Origin of the sequence: Thermophilibacter provencensis (assembly GCF_030372065.1) — a bacterium.
GTDB lineage: Bacteria > Actinomycetota > Coriobacteriia > Coriobacteriales > Atopobiaceae > Thermophilibacter > Thermophilibacter provencensis_A.
The window spans coordinates 60,531-76,674 of sequence record NZ_JAUDEA010000010.1; the positions used below are offsets into that span (position 1 = coordinate 60,531).

General features: G+C 64.0%; 17 protein-coding genes. All 17 read right to left on the reverse strand.

Annotation, left to right across the window (positions count from 1 at the left end):
• Positions 1-65: 65 nt before the first annotated feature.
• The 17 genes from rpsQ to rpsL all read right to left on the reverse strand — a co-directional run bounded on the left by rpsQ (position 66) and on the right by rpsL (position 15,657).
• The gene (gene rpsQ, locus QUW25_RS07335) at positions 66-332 is read right to left on the reverse strand and encodes a 30S ribosomal protein S17 (RefSeq protein WP_075575862.1); all 267 of its coding nucleotides are present in this window, start codon (positions 330-332) and stop codon (positions 66-68) included.
• 17 nt (positions 333-349) lie between these two features.
• Positions 350-565 (reverse strand): 50S ribosomal protein L29, encoded by a 216-nt coding sequence (gene rpmC, locus QUW25_RS07340; RefSeq protein WP_289511558.1) that lies wholly within the window; start codon positions 563-565, stop codon positions 350-352.
• A 3-nt stretch (positions 566-568) separates the two neighbouring features.
• Positions 569-994: a 50S ribosomal protein L16 gene (gene rplP / locus QUW25_RS07345; protein ID WP_289511559.1), complete on the reverse strand. Its 426-nt coding sequence runs from the start codon at positions 992-994 to the stop codon at positions 569-571.
• Positions 994-1,704 (reverse strand): 30S ribosomal protein S3, encoded by a 711-nt coding sequence (rpsC, locus tag QUW25_RS07350; protein WP_289511560.1) that lies wholly within the window; start codon positions 1,702-1,704, stop codon positions 994-996. The genes rplP and rpsC overlap by 1 nt, the downstream gene beginning before the upstream one ends.
• A 6-nt stretch (positions 1,705-1,710) precedes the next feature.
• Complete coding sequence (gene rplV, locus QUW25_RS07355; RefSeq protein ID WP_289511561.1) at positions 1,711-2,073, reverse strand: 50S ribosomal protein L22; 363 nt, start codon at positions 2,071-2,073, stop codon at positions 1,711-1,713.
• Between the two features lie 14 nt (positions 2,074-2,087).
• The gene (gene rpsS, locus QUW25_RS07360) at positions 2,088-2,348 is read right to left on the reverse strand and encodes a 30S ribosomal protein S19 (RefSeq protein WP_289511562.1); all 261 of its coding nucleotides are present in this window, start codon (positions 2,346-2,348) and stop codon (positions 2,088-2,090) included.
• 30 nt (positions 2,349-2,378) lie between these two features.
• Positions 2,379-3,215, reverse strand: a complete 837-nt coding sequence (rplB, locus tag QUW25_RS07365) for a 50S ribosomal protein L2 (RefSeq protein ID WP_289511563.1) — start codon at positions 3,213-3,215, stop codon at positions 2,379-2,381.
• Between the two features lie 135 nt (positions 3,216-3,350).
• A complete protein-coding gene (rplW, locus tag QUW25_RS07370) occupies positions 3,351-3,653 on the reverse strand; it encodes a 50S ribosomal protein L23 (RefSeq protein ID WP_289511564.1) in 303 nt (100 codons plus the stop codon).
• On the reverse strand, positions 3,653-4,279 hold the full coding sequence (gene rplD, locus QUW25_RS07375; RefSeq protein WP_289511565.1) for a 50S ribosomal protein L4: 627 nt from the start codon (positions 4,277-4,279) through the stop codon (positions 3,653-3,655). Before rplD ends, rplW begins: the two co-directional genes overlap by 1 nt.
• Before the next feature lie 37 nt (positions 4,280-4,316).
• A complete protein-coding gene (rplC, locus tag QUW25_RS07380; protein ID WP_289511566.1) occupies positions 4,317-4,937 on the reverse strand; it encodes a 50S ribosomal protein L3 in 621 nt (206 codons plus the stop codon).
• A 308-nt stretch (positions 4,938-5,245) separates the two neighbouring features.
• Entirely contained in the window at positions 5,246-10,663 is a 5,418-nt protein-coding gene (locus tag QUW25_RS07385) for a Spy0128 family protein (RefSeq protein WP_289511567.1), read from the reverse strand.
• Between the two features lie 241 nt (positions 10,664-10,904).
• The gene (locus QUW25_RS07390) at positions 10,905-11,516 is read right to left on the reverse strand and encodes a histidine phosphatase family protein (protein ID WP_289511568.1); all 612 of its coding nucleotides are present in this window, start codon (positions 11,514-11,516) and stop codon (positions 10,905-10,907) included.
• 1 nt (position 11,517) lies between these two features.
• Positions 11,518-12,117, reverse strand: coding sequence for a bifunctional phosphoserine phosphatase/homoserine phosphotransferase ThrH (thrH, locus tag QUW25_RS07395; protein WP_289511569.1), 600 nt, complete (start codon positions 12,115-12,117; stop codon positions 11,518-11,520).
• A 190-nt stretch (positions 12,118-12,307) separates the two neighbouring features.
• Positions 12,308-12,616: a 30S ribosomal protein S10 gene (rpsJ, locus tag QUW25_RS07400; protein WP_072374151.1), complete on the reverse strand. Its 309-nt coding sequence runs from the start codon at positions 12,614-12,616 to the stop codon at positions 12,308-12,310.
• Between the two features lie 39 nt (positions 12,617-12,655).
• Positions 12,656-14,752: an elongation factor G gene (gene fusA, locus QUW25_RS07405; protein WP_289511570.1), complete on the reverse strand. Its 2,097-nt coding sequence runs from the start codon at positions 14,750-14,752 to the stop codon at positions 12,656-12,658.
• A 24-nt stretch (positions 14,753-14,776) separates the two neighbouring features.
• The gene (rpsG, locus tag QUW25_RS07410) at positions 14,777-15,247 is read right to left on the reverse strand and encodes a 30S ribosomal protein S7 (RefSeq protein ID WP_289511571.1); all 471 of its coding nucleotides are present in this window, start codon (positions 15,245-15,247) and stop codon (positions 14,777-14,779) included.
• A 38-nt stretch (positions 15,248-15,285) separates the two neighbouring features.
• Complete coding sequence (rpsL, locus tag QUW25_RS07415) at positions 15,286-15,657, reverse strand: 30S ribosomal protein S12 (protein ID WP_289511572.1); 372 nt, start codon at positions 15,655-15,657, stop codon at positions 15,286-15,288.
• Positions 15,658-16,144 lie beyond the last annotated feature (487 nt).

Genomic DNA, 16,144 nt, shown 5'->3' on the forward strand with positions numbered 1-16,144 from the left:
ACGTGTGCCCTCCCAGAGGTGCGCGCAGGCGTGCCGCGCACGTGGGATGAGCTCGTCACTAATACTTACTTGGCGCGCTCGACGATCTCGACGAGACGCCAACGCTTGGTCTTGGACAGCGGACGGGTCTCCATGACGGTGACGAGGTCACCGACGCCGCACTCGTTCTTCTCGTCGTGAGCGTGCAGCTTCTTGGAGATGGTCATCATCTTGCCGTACTTGGGGTGACGCTTGCGGTAGTCGATCTTCACCGTGATGGACTTGTCGCCAGAGATGGAGACGACCGTCCCGGTGACGACCTTGCGCGCGTTCCTCTTCTCGGTCTCAGCCATAGTCATTCTCCTGCGATCTAGTTCTGGGCAGCGGACTTCTCCGCGGCGATCTGACGGGCGCGCTGCTCGGTGAGGACGCGCGCGATGTCCTTCTTCACGGTCTTGACGCGAGCCGTGTTGTCGAGCTGGCTCGTGGCCATCTGGAAGCGAAGGTTGAAGAGCTCGGAGCGGCCCTCCTCGAGCTTCTTGGCGAGCTCGTCATCGCTCATGGCCTGGATGTCCTTGTACTTCATTGACTATTCCTTCCCGTCCTGGTCGGTGCGGGCGACAATCTTGGTCTTGATGGGCAGCTTGTGCTGGGCAAGACGCAGGGCCTCGCGAGCGACCTCGTCGGAGACGCCGTCGATCTCGAACATGATGCGGCCCGGCTTGACAACGGCCACCCACTCCTCGGGGTTGCCCTTACCGGAGCCCATGCGGGTCTCGGCCGGCTTCTTGGTGATGGGCTTGTCCGGGAAGATGGTGATCCAGACCTTGCCGCCACGCTTCATGTAGCGGGTCATGGCGACACGGCAGGCCTCAATCTGGCGGTTGGTGATCCAGTGAGCCTCGAGGGCCTGGATGCCGTAGGAGCCAAAGTGCAGCTGGGTGTTGCCCTTGGCGTGACCCTTCATGGAGCCACGCTGAACCTTGCGGTGAAGAACGCGCTTAGGTGCGAGCATTAGCGGCCCCTCCTCTCATTGCGACCGCGGCGAGGACGCGAGGAGCCCTCGAGGGCCGGGCGCGGGGTGGCCTGGCCGGGCAGCTTCTCACCGAGGTAAATCCAAACCTTGATACCGCAGGCGCCCATGGTGGTGCGAGCGGTGGACTGGCCGTAGTCGATCACGGCGCGAAGGGTGTGCAGGGGCACGCGACCCTCGCGGGACCACTCGCGACGGCCCATCTCGGCGCCGTTGAGGCGGCCGGAGCACTGGATACGGATGCCCTTGGCGCCGGCCTTGCGGGCGGACTGGACGGCCTTGCGGACGGCGCGACGGAAGGCGACGCGCTGCTCGAGCTGCTCGGCCACGGACTGGGCGACGAGGTTGGCGTCGAGCTCGGGACGCTTGATCTCGACGACGTCAACGGCGACCTGGCCCTTGTTGACCTTGGCGACCTTCTCGAGGTCGGCGCGCAGGACGTCGATGTCGGCGCCCTTCTTGCCAATGACGATGCCCGGGCGGGCGGTGTAGATGGTGACCTTCACCTTGTCGCCAGCGCGCTCGATGTCCACGCGGGAGAGGGCGGCCTTGGCGAGGCGCTTCTCGAGGTAGGAGCGGATGGCGAGGTCATTGCCGAGGGTCTCGGCGTAGTTCTTATCGGCGTACCAGCGGGAACGCCACTCCTCGGTGATACCGAGACGGAAGCCGGTAGGCTGAACCTTGTGACCCATGCTCGCTTACGCCTCCTTTCGGGGAGCGACGACGACGGTGATGTGGCTCATGCGCTTGTTGATGCGAGAAGCGGAGCCCTTGGCGCGAGGACGGATGCGCTTGAGCGTGGGGCCCTCGTCAACGTAGGCGAGCTTCACGATGAGATTGTCGGCGCGCATGCCGTTGTTGTTCTCGGCGTTGGCAATCGCGGAGCGCAGGACCTTGGCGACGTCGACGGAGGCGGCGCGGGTCGAGAACTGCAGGACCTCGAGGGCCTTCTCGACGGGGAGGTTGCGGATCAGCGAGACGACGGCGCGAGCCTTGCGCGGAGCAACGCGCACGTACTTGGCGGTCGCGCGAACCTCGTTGGTTACGGTGTTCTGAGGCATCTACTTACACTCCCCTACTTTTCCTTGTGACCACGGAAGGTGCGGGTGGGGGCGAACTCGCCCAGCTTGTGCCCGACCATGGACTCGGTGACGAACACGGGCACGTGCTTGCGGCCGTCGTGAACGGCGATCGTGTGACCGACCATCTCGGGGAAGATGGTCGAGGAGCGCGACCAGGTCTTGATGACCTCCTTGGTGCCGGCCTCGTTCTGAGCGGCGACACGCGCGAGGAGGCGAGTCTCCACGAACGGGCCCTTCTTGAGACTTCTGCTCATGCTTTCTATCTCCTACTACTCGTGTTGCGACTACTTGGACTTGCGGCGACGGATGATCAGGCGGTTGGAGGCCTTCTTCGGGTCGCGGGTCTTGTAACCCTTCGTCGGCTTGCCCCACGGGGTGACGGACGGACGGCCGGAGGTGTGGTTCTTGCCCTCGCCGCCGCCGTGCGGGTGGTCGACCGGGTTCATGACCGTACCACGGACGGTCGGGCGGACGCCGGCCCAGCGGCTGCGGCCGGCCTTGCCGACGACGATGTTGGAGTGGTCGGCGTTGCCCACCTCGCCGATGGTGGCGCGGCAGGTGAGAAGGACGCGACGGAGCTCGGAGGAGGGCATGCGCAGGATGGCGTAGCCGTTGTCCTTGCCCATCAGCTGGACGGAGGTGCCGGCGGCGCGGGCCATAGCGGCGCCCTTGCCAGGCTGGAACTCGACGGCGTGAACGAGGGTGCCGACGGGGATCTCAGAGAGCGGCATGCAGTTGCCGGGCTTGATGTCCACGTCCTTGGTGCCAGAGAGGACGACGTCGCCCACGTGCAGGCCCTCGGGGCACAGGATGTAGGCCTTGGCGCCGTCAACGTAGTGGAGCAGGGCGATGCGAGCGGAGCGGTTGGGGTCGTACTCGATCGTGGCGACCTTGGCCGGGACGTCGTCCTTGCGGCGCTTGAAGTCGATGCGACGGTACTGACGCTTGTGGCCGCCGCCCTGGTGACGGGTGGTGATGCGGCCGTTGTTGTTGCGGCCGGCCTTCTTGGGCAGGGGCTCGAGAAGCGACTTCTCGGGCGTGGTGCAGGTGATCTCGGAGAAGTCCGAGACCGTCTGGAAACGCCTGCCGGCGCTCGTGGGCTTGAGGTGCTTAACTGCCATTGACTCTTTCCCTTCTTTTCCGTTGGCCAGCCCGCTCAGGGAGTGGCGGGTGACACCGGATTACCACGGTACCGCGCGTATCCATCATGCGCGGCATGCAAGCCCGGGCCAATTCTGACCCGGGCGGATTGCCTGCTACTCGGCAGCCTGCTGGTTGCCGAAGATCTCGATCGTCTCGCCGGCGGCGAGGGTCACGACGGCCTTCTTCCAGGAGCGCGTGGTGCCAGGGGTCTGGTAGCGGACGCGCTTCTTCTTGCCAGAGACGTTCATGGTGTTGACCTTGACCACGTGAACGTTGAAGAGCTTCTCGACGGCGTCGGCGATCTCCTCCTTGGGGGCGTTCTTGGCCACCTCGAAGGTGTACTTGCCCTGCTCCATGAGGTCAAAGGAACGCTCGGAGACGATCGGGCGGATGATCACGTCGTAGACGGAGTTCATTATGCGAGCACCTCCTCGAACTGCTTCGCGATGTCGGCGGTCATGACGAGGGCGCCGTTGTCGATGAGGGTGCGCGTGGTGACCTCGGAGACGCCGATTACGAGCACACCCTGGAGGTTGCGGAACGAGAGGTAGGTGTTCACGTCGTCATCGGGAACGACGACGGTCACGCGCTTGTCGCCAATGCCAAGGGCGCCGAGAAGGGCCTTGGCCTGCTTGGTGGACGGCTTCTCAAAGGAGAGGCCGTCAACGAGGACGAGCTCGCCGTCGGCGACCTTGCCGGAGAGCACGGAGCGCATGGCAAGCTTGACCATCTTGTTGTTGATGCGCTTGTTGTGGGTGCGCGGGGTGGGCCCGAAGATCACGCCACCGCCGGTCCACTGGCCGGCGCGGGTGGAACCCTGACGAGCGCGACCGGTGCCCTTCTGACGGTAGGGCTTGGCGCCGCCGCCGGAGACCTCGTGGCGGTTCTTCACGGAGTGGGTGCCCTGACGAGCGCAGCTGTCCTGGCAGACCACAACCTGGTGGATGACGGGGATGTTCGGCTCGATGCCGAAGACGTCGTCAGAGAGCTCGGCCTGGTTGACCTCGGCCCCCTCGACGTTCTTGATTGCGTACTTGGACATTCTGTCCTCCTTGTTAGCCTAAGAGATTTCCTGGCACTTAGGCCATGCGGATCTGGACGAGAGCGTTCTTGCCGCCGGGGACAGCGCCCTTGACGAGCATGAGGTTCTGCTCGGCGTCGATGCGGACGAGCTTGAGGTTCTTGACCGTCACGCGCTCGTCGCCCATGTGACCATACATGTGCAGGCCCTTGCGGACGCGCGCGGGGTAGGCGCACTGGCCGATGGAGCCCGGGCGACGCTGGTTGCGGGAGCCATGGGTCATGGGGCCGCGGGAGAAGTTCCAGCGCTTGATGGTGCCCTGGAAGCCCTTGCCCTTGGAGGTGCCGATGACGTCGACGGACTTGACGTCGGCGAAGTCGGCCACGGTGACGACGTCACCGGTCTTGTGCTCCTCGCCGTTCTCAACGCGGACCTCGCGCAGGTAGCGCATCGGCTCGACGCCGGCGGCCTTGAAGTGGCCGGCCATGGGCTTGTTGACGTGCTTGGCGGAGATGTCTCCGAAGCCGATCTGAACGGCGTCGTAGCCGTCGGTCGCCTTCGTCTTGACCTGCGAGACAGTGCAGGGGCCAGCCTGGATGACGGTGACGGGCACGACGTTGTCGTTCTCGTCCCAGATCTGCGTCATCCCAAGCTTGCGGCCAAGGATCGTGCTGACCATGCTCTTTCCTAACCTCCGGTGGTCATGGGCTTCTCCGGGCGCCCCTTGCGCCCGTCCCCAGCGGACCACGTCCTGTATCTGCTGCTCTTTAGGGTCGAGACACAGCTGTCCCCTTTTGAGCAGCCTGTCTAGTCTACACGCCCATACAAGAATTCACAATGTCTACGCAAAATTTTTGTGCCCTCTGAGCTGGGCCTGCTATTTCCGCGCCTCCGGGCGTATCCATAGCGCTCAAAAAAGTCGGGCGAGAAGAACCTCGGTGGTTCTTCTCGCCCGAATGAGTCAAACGGGGTCTGTCCCCTCTTGAATCATCGACGACGTGAAGCGATGAGGAGGGCGGCGCCGGAGACGGCAGCGACAAGCGCGGCGGCGGAGCCGGGGTCACCGGTGCCGGGGATCTGCTCCACGTCCTCGGTTGCGGATGCGGGCGGCGTGTAGGTGTTGGCGAACGTGGGCGGCGTGTAGGTGTTGGCGAACGTGGGCACCGTGCCGTCATCCGTGCCGTAGGCGACCTCGGCGTGCAGCGCGCCGGCGCCGTCGTCGGTCACGGTGACCGTCACGGCGTACGTGGCGTCGTCGTAGGTGACACCCTCCGCGCTGCCGGCGAGCTCGCTGATCGTGAACTCGTAGACGCCCGGCTCGTCAAAGGCGATCGGGTCAAACGCGACGCCTCCCTCGGCGCTGTTGGAGGCCTGGGACACGACGGCACCCTCGGCGTCGCTGAGCGTGAAGTCAAACTCGTCGGCAGCGAGGTCGCGACCGGTGAGCTGCTTGTTTGCCGCAAGCGCAACGGAGACGGGAGCTGCCTCGTACACGTTGGTGAACTCGATCGCGTCCACCTCGGTCGCCACCGCGCCGCTCTGGGCGAGCGCGTAGGTCACGTCCGCCACCTCAAGCGCGTGGGCCGCGCGGTTCTCGGCAACCTTCACCGTCACCACGTACGTGGAGCCGTCATAGGTCACGCCCGGGACCGACCCGACCTTCTCGCGCACGAGGTAGGTGTAGGTACCCTCGGCGTCGTAGGTGGGGGCAAAGGCAAACGAGAAGCTGCCGTCGGCGGCGTTGGTTGCCTCCTCGATGAGGCTGCCGTCGGCGTTGAGCAGCTGGAACGTGAACTCGCCGGCCTGGAGCGGCTTCACCTCGTCGCGGCCGGTCAGGGTCTTGGTGCCCGAGATGGTGGTCCCGAGCGAGACCGGCGTGGGCGTGTAGCTGTTCACAAAGACCACGTCCGCGTTGGCGACGCTCTGCGTTGCCACGAGCTTGGCGTCAACGTCATCAACGCTCACCTTCACCTGATAGGGCTCGGTCTCCGCCGTCAGCGTGGCGTCAAGGCCGGTCGTGACCTCACGGATGGTGTAGGCGTGTGTGCCCTCCGTGGTGTAGGCAATTGGCTTAAACGAGAAGGACGGCGAGGCTGCGGTGGCCTCGGCGGTGTCAATTACCGTCCCGCCCTCGTCCAGAAGCTCAAAGGTGAAGCGGTCGGCGGTCTCCCACGCGCGGCCCTCGAGCCGCTTGACGCCGCCGAGCGTGATGCTCGTCTCGGCCGGGTTGTAGGAGTTCTCAAAGTCGAGCTTGTCAGAGGCGGCAGTCGTAGCGGTTCCGTCTTGCGCCCGCGTGACGGAGCTCTTGGTCACCGTGAGCTTGCCGTTTACGTCCTCGACCTCAAAGGTGAGGGTGTAGGTGGTGCCGGCGCCGTCATAGGAGATGCCGGGAATGGCCTCGTCCGGCGTCGTGGGCTGCAGCTCGCTCACCGTGTAGGTGTAGGTGCCCGGTTCGACGAAGGTCAGCGTGCCAAAGGTGATCTTTCCGTTTGCGTCGTTGGCAACCGTGCCGTTCTCGTCGACCTTGCTCGGCAGCGGCGCAGTCGTGCCTTCGGACGCGCCCGCAACAGTACCCGTGACCTTGAACGTGAAGTCACCGGCCTTGAGCGTGTACTCGCCCGTGTCCTGGCCACCTATGGTCTTGGTGCCAGAGAGCTCGGCGGTGGGATCTGAGGCCACGGGGTGGTAGGTGTTGGCGAACGCGACTTCCTGAGCGGGGGACTCGGCACCGTCGGCGATCTTGGTGATGGTGGCCTTGGAGACCTCGATGCCACCCTCGCCATCGTCGGAGACGGTATAGACGAGCTTGTAGACGGCGTCGTCATAGTCGTAGCCGAGCGCGTTACCCGCCACCTCGCGGATGTAGTAGGTGTTGTCGCCAAGGTTTGCCGGAGTGAAGGAAAGCGGCGAGAAGGTCACCGTGCCCTGGGCGTCGTTGGTCTTGGTCTCCACGACATCCTTGCCCTCGGCATCGGTCGAGAGCGTGAACTCGAACTGGCCCTCCGTTAGAGCGACGCCGTTGAGGGTCTTGATGGCGACGGGCGTTACCGTTACCGTTCCGGCGACACTGTAGTTGTTGGTCACCGCAACCTCGGCCGTGTCGCCCGCAGTGAGCGTGCCAGAGTGTGTTGCCGCAGAGCCGCTGGCCACCGCAAAGCCGGCTGGCAGGTTGACCTCCTCCACGGTGTAGGAGCCCCAGGCGGGGACGCCGCTCAGGAGCGCGGTCTGGTCGGCCTTGAGGGGGATTGTGCCCGTGCCGCTTGCGTCAAGCGTCAGGGCCTGCTCGCCACCCGTCTGAGTATTTCCCTCGTAGACGACGTAGGTGATGCCCGACGTCACGGGGTTACCTGCAGCGTCCTTGAGGGTGACCTTGAAGGTGAAGTTCGCGTCCGGCGCCGTGAGGCCAGCATCATCCGTCACGTTCTTGGTAATGGAGATGCTTGAAGGCTCGTTGCTCCACACGAGGGCAAAGGGCGAGAAGTTGCCCGACTCGACGGTGAAGGTCACGTGCGTGTCCGTCACCTCGACCGGCACGGACTCGACCTTGCAGGAGGCGATCTTATCGGTGACGTCATCTGCGGCCATGTCGCGGTCGAGGTCCTTGAAGTGCACGAGCGAGAACTTCGTGTTCTCGTTCGTCCCCTTGGGCAGCGGCCAGGAGACGGTCACGTTGTTGCCGTTGCCCTGGCCGTCGGTGGCGGCGACCCAGGCGTTGCCGTTGTGGGTGTCCACGAGGTCGAGGTAGCGCAGCTCGTAGGAGCGGGTGCCGGCCTCGCCGGGCAGGTCGAGGCCCTCCTCGGACTCGGCGCGCGCGACCAGGGCGCCGGTGCGGTCCTCGCCCTCGGCGTCGATGATCCCGTCGAAGAGCAGCGCCACGCCGGAGTCGTCGGCGACGCGCACCTCGCTGCCGTTGATCGTGTAGACGGTGCCCTTGGGGGCGCGCACGGCGGGCTCGCCCGCGGCGGGCTCGCCCGCGGCGTGGACGGAGGCGTAGTGGGCCGCGTCGGTCGTGCCGCGCACCGAGAGCGTGCCCTCGGCGATGATGATGCTGTAGCTCTGACCGTCATAGTTGGCCATGACCTGACCGGCGGCGCCCGTGTAGAGCGACATCGCGAATGTGGTGTTGACCTCGCGGCCCACCTCGAAATCGTCGCTAATCACCTTGTTCCCGTTGCTGGTGGTGAACTGCACGCGCACGGGGTCCTGCTCCTCGGCGGGGACAATCGAGTAGACCTTGTTTTTCGCGTTCTTGCTGCCGGGGTAGGCGGCGACGGTCCACGTGCGGTTCCTCGCGCCGGAGAAGGTGACGTCGGTTATGTCCTTGCCCTTAGCCTTGAGCGCCTGCTCGAGCGAGGCGGGCAGCTCGAAGGTGAAGCCGAACTCGGGCAGGGTCCTGCCGCCCACGATCTGGCCGGAGTCGTCGACCACGCCCTCGTTGCCCTCTTTGCCGCCCATGTAGATGATGATGTCGGCGGGCGTCACCGTAATCTGGCGCGCATCAGGGATGGTATCGTCATTGCGATCGTACGCCCAGGCGGCGTAGACGTCCCGGTCCTCGGCCATCGTCTGCTTGGTGACCAGGGTCGGCAGCTCGTCGTCCTGGTCGTAGATCTGGTTCGTCTGCTCCTCGGTCCAGCCCAGGAACACCACAGATGCGCCGTCGACATCTGAATGGGTCGGGGCACCCCCAAGGTCCACAACGGTCCCCGGCGCATAGTAGAGCGTCTCGGGATCCGGCATACCATAGACGGCGCCGCCCTGCTGCGCGTTACCGTGATAGGTGAGGTCGTAGGCGGGGAGCCACGTGGAGCCGCAGGAGACGGTCAGCGGGTCGCCGTCCAGGTCGGTCACGTTCGCCCATGCGCTGCCGTCGGAACCCTCGTTCTTGACGGTGACGCGCGCATAGTCCTGATCGCTCTCGCTCTGCGTCATGCCGAGCGGCTTCTTTGCGATGAGCGGGATGCCCACGGAGACGAACTCGGCGCCCTCCGTCTGCGGGAACGTGATGGTCACCGTCGAGGTATCGGAATCAATCTGGTAGCGCCAACCCTCGCCCTTCTTGGCGATCACCTGCTGTAGGGCCTCCTCGTTAACGGAGAAGTTCGTGCTGTCGATGACCACGCTCATGGAGTCCGACTTAGTGAGGCTCGTGATGAGACCCTTGATGAGGGACGAGTAGTCGTTATTATCCGTGGCCTCGAAGTAGTGGTCCTCGTCCGTGCAGAAGTACTTGGCCATCGCGTTTGCCGGGACGATGGAGTACATCTGCTCGACCGAGTTGCTCACGTTCTGGACGTCAGCCTTGTTGACCGTGAGGGAGACGATCTCTGTGTCAGTTTTGAACTCGCTTGAGAACTGGTGATAGAGCAGCAGGTTCATCGCAAAGCGCGGGAGATAGCTGTCCTCGAGCTGGTAGGCCGACAGCAGCTGCTGATACACCGACGGAAGTTCGGAGATCTCCGCGTCTGTGAGTGTGCGGTGCTTCGGGAGCCCAAAGTCCTGGCGAAGCTGGTCTTCGGTGTAGGGCTGCCCGTTCTTAGTCACCGTGACTTCAAGCCGCTCGACCGAATTATCACCGAGACCGGAGAAGCGGTCATAGATGTAGCCAGCGTAGGACGGAACAAACGTTGTGTTCCCGTATGTCACATTTCCGTGGTTTTCCACGTTAGCATCGGAGAAGGCATTTTTGAACTCAACGGTGTAGGTATCACCACGCCACTTGACCGTCCCCTTTGGAGCACTGATAGTCCAGTCCTGCGGGGCGTAGACCTGGTCGCCGTCGGTAATGGTGACGATCATGAGGGGGCGACTGCTGCCCGAGCCTCTGTGGACGTCCTGTGCCTTCATCGAGGCGGGCAGCACGTAGTCCTGGCTGACGAGCGACCCGGCGGACGGACCCCCGTTCGGGTTCCAATACTTATCATTCTTCGGCTCTTCAGACGTCGGGAGCAGATCGGTGTTGTAGATTCCTCGGATGACCTTGCTCACACCTGCCAAGGTGTCAGTGACGCTCTTCGAGTAGCCAGTATTCGGATCATACAGCTGCTCGACGCCATCCTCCTCACCGTTCTCGGACAGCACGTAGAACGAGGCACCCTCGTCCTTCTCGTTGATCTGCGTCACAAACGAGACGCAGGCATTCCAGAGCGCAATGGGATCGGGGGACTGGGAGCAGTCGATGAGGATGGCGTAGTCATGCTGCTGTACGCCGGGCACCTGCGCCTCCGCACCCGTGTACGTGAGGGTGAGCGTGGCATCACCGGGCTCGCCGCCCGCATTCCATGAGGCAGACTGGGAGATCTTGACGCTCTGGCCGTTTCCCGCATCCGCCGCGCCCTCGGTCTGGAAGGGGAAGCTCGTCGACCCCTCGACGGCAAAGGCAGTCGACACCGACGTCAGGGCCATGAGGAGGCCCAGGGTCAGCGCGAGAAGCCTATACCCCCCCCCTATTCTAAATTTGGTGTTGAGCATTCTGGTCATCCCTTCGTTAGCGCCACGATTCAATCCAGTATGGACCATTCAGTCTAGAACCAGCATTGCCTGCGACTTTAGCATAGATTTAGCCAAGGTAGCTGACTCAACGTTCATTTACCTGTTTTTGATTTATTTACTTTTTTCAAGTACTCCCCGGCACTGAGTTTTGGGGCTAGTCCAATCTCTGGTTCACGATCTGCTCGCAGGCAAAGGTGCGTGCACCGGAGTCGTAGTCAAAGACGAGCACGCAGCAGTTGCCAAGGCGCACGTCCTGCGGGCAGCGCGCGAGCGGCTCCCACGCGAGCTTGAACTGCAGCGTCGCCGAGCCGTGGCAGACCGCGAGCGCCGTGTTCACGTCCGGGGCGTCCATGATGTCCGTCATGGCCGCGACCACACGCTCGCACAGCGCCGCGCTCCCCTCCCCACCGTACGACACGAGCGTCTCGCCGGGGTCCCACAGGTCAGCCGGGACGTCTGCGGTCGGCCCACCCTCAAAGGGACCGTAGCTGCGCTCCATGAGACCGGCGAGGGGCTCCGTCGGCGGGAGGTTCTTCTCGCCCGCCCTTTGTAGCTCCTGGCGCACCACCTCGAGCGTCGAGACCGCGCGGCCGAGCGGCGAGGTGCACATGCGGTCGAAGCGGACCCCCTGCGCCGCGAGCCAGCGACCGGCGGCGCGCGCCTGCTCGACGCCCAGCGGCGTGAGCGGCGAGTCGCAGCGGCCCTGAACGCGCTTCTGCAGGTTGTACTCGGTCTGGCCGTGGCGCAATACGTAGAGCGTGGGCATCCTAGAGCGCCTCCGTGATGGCGTTGAGAAGGTCGGCATAGTCGGTGAAGGCCGGGAGGTCCGGGTTGTCCGCCTGAATCTGCGACGTACTGCGGAAGAGGAAACCGGCCTTGCTCGCGCGGATCATCGCGAGGTCGTTGAAGGAGTCGCCGGCGGCGATGGTGTCAAAGCCGCAGCTCTGGAGCGCACGGACGGTGGTGAGCTTGGACGCCTCGCAGCGCATGCGGTGGCGGAGGATCTCGCCAGACGGCGCGACCTCGAGCGAGTTGCACAGCAGCGTGGGCCAACCGAGCTTGGCCATGAGCGGGCGCGCAAACTCCTCGAACGTGTCGGAGAGAATCACGACCTGCGTGCGCTCACGCAGCGCGTCCAGGAACTCGCGCGCGCCGGGCAGCGGGTCGATGCGCGAAATGACGTCCTGGATCTGGGGCAGACCCAGCCCGTGCTCGCGCAGCGTGGCAATGCGGAAGGCCATGAGCTTGTCGTAGTCCGGCTCGTCGCGCGTGGTGCGCGAGAGCTCCGGGATGCCGGACTCCTCGGCAAACGCGATCCAGATCTCCGGCACCAGCACACCCTCGAGGTCCAGGCACACGATGTTCATGTCGATTCCCCTCTCAAAGCGACCGTTCTTATCGCCATGGTAGCGGCATCAGGTTTCGAGCGTGCAACAGGCCCGCCTTTGCGGCCGTCTCCTACCAATAACGCAGGGCGCCCCCGACCTTCCGAAGAGAAGTTTCTCGAAGAGCACTTCTCGCAGGAAGGTCGGGGGCGCCCAAACTGTGCGTTAGAGCTTAAAGCTTGATCTCGATGTCAACGCCGGCCGGGAGGTCAAGACGCATGAGCGAGTCGACCGTGGAGGGCGAGGGGTCGAGGATGTCGATGAGGCGCTTGTGGGTGCGCATCTCAAACTGCTCGCGGGAGTCCTTGTCCTTGTGCGGCGAGCGAATGACCGTGTAGAGGTTGCGCTCGGTGGGCAGGGGGATGGGGCCGGACACGCGGGCACCGGTCTTCTGGGCGGTGTCGACGATGAGCTTCGCGGACTGATCAACGACCTCGTGATCGTAGCCCTTGAGGCGAATCCTAATCTTCTGGCTTGACACTGTGTACCTCCAAATGAGCTAGGGCTCGTGATCGTTGACTTAAGAAGCGCTTCCGCCGTTCTTGGCGATGATCTCGTCGCGAATGTTCTTCGGGACGGGCTCGTAGGAGTCGAACTGCATGGTGTAGCTCGCACGACCCTGGGTCTGGGAGCGGAGGTCGGTGGCGTAGCCGAACATCTCGCCCAGCGGCACCTTGGCGCGGATGACCTTGGTGTCGCGACGGTCCTCCATGCCCTCGATCTTGCCGCGGCGGCCGGAGAGGTTGCCCATGACGTCGCCCATGTACTGCTCGGGCGTCTCGACCTCAACCTGCTCGACGGGCTCGAGGAGGATCGGGTCGGACTTCTTCAGGGCCTCCTTGATGGCCATGGAGCCGGCGATCTTGAAGGCGGCCTCGGAGGAGTCGACCTCGTGGTAGGAGCCGTCGACGAGCTTGACCTTGATGTCGACGACCGGGTAGCCGGCGATGACGCCGCTCTCGAGCGCCTCCTGGATGCCCTTGTCGATGGAGGGGATGTACTCCTTCGGGATGACGCCACCGACGATGGCGTTCTCGAACTCGTAGCCCTTGCCCTCCTCGTTGGGCTCCATGTCGATGATCGCGTGACCATACTGGCCGCGGCCACCGGACTGGCGGACGAACTTGCCCTCGGCGTGCATGACGGCCTTGCCGGCGGTCTCACGGTAGGCGACCTGCGGCTTGCCGACGTTGCAGTCGACCTTGAACTCGCGACGCAGGCGGTCGACGATGATCTCAAGGTGCAGCTCGCCCATGCCGGCGATGATGGTCTGGCCGGTCTCGTGGTCGGTGTGGACCTGGAAGGTCGGGTCCTCCTCGGCGAGCTTGGCGAGGCCAACGCTCATCTTGTCCTGCTCGGCCTTGGTCTTGGGCTCAACGGCAACGTCGATGACCGGGTCGGCAAACTGGATGGACTCGAGGATGATGGGGTGCTTCTCGTCGCAGAGCGTGTCACCGGTGGTGGTGTTCTTGAGGCCGACGCAGGCGACGATGTCGCCGGCGGAGCACTCCTCGCGGTCAACGCGGTCGTTGGCGTTCATCTCGAGGATGCGGCCCAGACGCTCGCGGCCGTCCTTGACCGAGTTGTAGACGTAGGAGCCCGCCTCGGCCTGGCCGGAGTACACGCGGATGTAGGTGAGCTTGCCGACGTAAGGGTCGGTCATGATCTTGAAGGCAAGAGCGGAGAAGGGCTCCTTGGGGTCGGCGTGGCGCACGTCGTCCTCGCCCTTGGGGGTCTTGCCGTCGATCTCGGTGACGTCGAGCGGGCTCGGGAGGTAGTCGACGACGGCGTCGAGGAGCTCCTGGATGCCCTTGTTCTTGTAGGCGGAGCCCACGAAGACGAGGTTGAGCTCGCCGGCGATGACGCCCTTGCGGAGAGCCGCCTTGAGGTCGTCGACGGAGATCTCGGCCTCCTCGAGCACGGCCTCCATAATCTCGTCGGAGAAGTTGGAGGCAGCGTCGAGAAGCTCCTCGCGCTTCTCGGCGGCGAGGTCCACGAACTCATCGGGGATGGCGTCCATGGCCTCCGGGTAGATCATGCCCTTGGAGTCCTCCTTGAAGTCCCAAGCGGTCATGGTGACCAGGTCAATGAGACCCCAGAAGTTGTTCTCGGAGCCCATCGGGATCTGGGCCGCCACGGCGTTGGCGTGCAGGCGGTCCTTCATGGTCTCGATGGCGTGGAAGAAGTCGGCGCCGATGCGGTCATACTTGTTGATGAACGCGATGCGCGGGACGTTGTAGTTGGTGGCCTGACGCCAGACGGTCTCGGACTGCGGCTGGACGCCGGCAACGGCGTCGAAGACCGCCACGGCGCCGTCGAGGACGCGCAGGCAGCGCTCGACCTCGGCGGTGAAGTCCACGTGACCCGGGGTGTCGATGATCTGGATGACGTGGTCCTTCCAGAAGCACGTGGTGGCCGCGGAGGTGATGGTCACGCCGCGCTCCTGCTCCTGGACCATCCAGTCCATGGTGGCGGCGCCGTCGTGAACCTCGCCGATCTTGTGGGTCTTGCCCGTGTAGTACAGGATGCGCTCGGTCGTGGTGGTCTTACCGGCATCGATGTGGGCCATGATGCCGATGTTGCGCATGTCCTGAAGCTTGTACTTAACCTTTGCCATAGGGCTTCTCCTCGATCCGGCGAATTAGAAGCGGTAGTGCGAGAAGGCGCGGTTGGCCTCGGCCATCTTGAAGAGGTCCTCGCGCTTCTTGATGGAGGCACCGACGCCGTTGGAGGCGTCGAGGATCTCGTTGGCGAGACGCTCGGCCATGGTCTTCTCCTTGCGGGCGCGGGAGAAGTTCACGAGCCAGCGGATGGCGAGCGTGGTGGCACGACGGGAGTTGACCTCCATGGGCACCTGGTAGGTGGCGCCACCAACGCGCTTGGGCTTGACCTCGAGGGTCGGGCGAATGTTGTCCATGGCCTTCTTGAAGACGGCGAGGGCGTCCTCGCCGGACTTCTCGGCAACGATGTCAAAGGCACCGTAGACGATGCGCTCGGCGGTGGCCTTCTTGCCATCGAGGAGGACCTTGTTGATGAGCTGGGTCACGAGACGGTTGTTGTAGACGGCGTCAGGCTGGACCTCACGACGCACTGCTGCTGCACGACGCGGCATGTTGTATCTCCTTAGTGCTGGTTGCGATTAGTGGCTGACTACTTGGGGCGCTTGGTGCCGTAGCGGGAACGCGCGCGCTGGCGGTTCTGGACGGCGGCGCAGTCGTAGGCGCCACGGATGATCTTGTAGCGGACACCAGGGAGGTCGCGCACGCGGCCGCCGCGGATGAGGACGATCGAGTGCTCCTGGAGGTTGTGGCCCTCACCGGGGATGTAGGCGGTGACCTCGATGCCGTTCACGAGGCGCACACGGGCGACCTTGCGGAGGGCGGAGTTCGGCTTCTTGGGGGTGGTGGTGAAGACACGGGTGCACACGCCGCGCTTCTGGGGGTTGTGCTGCAGCGCCGCGTTCTTGGACTTGGACTTGACGCTCACGCGCCCGTTGCGGACGAGCTGGTTGATTGTAGGCAAAGCTCTCTCCTTCTATAACCTAACGTTGTGCCTGTTGTAACCCGTATTCAAGGGCTGAGCAGCACCTCTGCCCCGGATTGACGCGACGATGAACATTACGCGTCTGGATGCCTGTTGTCAAAACGCCACGGAGCCGGGCGTATCCATACTTCACGAGAAGTTCACGAGCGCGCGGTGATGACAATGGTGACAGGGTAGATTGTCAGGTTTTGCTTTGGGGCGCGAGGGCGGCGGGGTGCGAGCGGGCCCATTGCCAGCGGCTCATCCCACGCTGCCTCATCCCGCGCTGCCCCACCGTGCACAGAAAAGGAAGTTTTGGGTTTCCAGGCTCTTCTCGTCAGCGAGAAGAGCCTCCTCGGGACGTTTTGGCGGGTTTTGGGGCAAAGGATTTATGTCCCACCCCGCAGGTGCGTTCTTCTCGCCGCGGTTCTTGTCGTTTTGGCACGTTTTAGGAGGTTGTGGGCAAAACCTTTGATGCCGAGGTCCC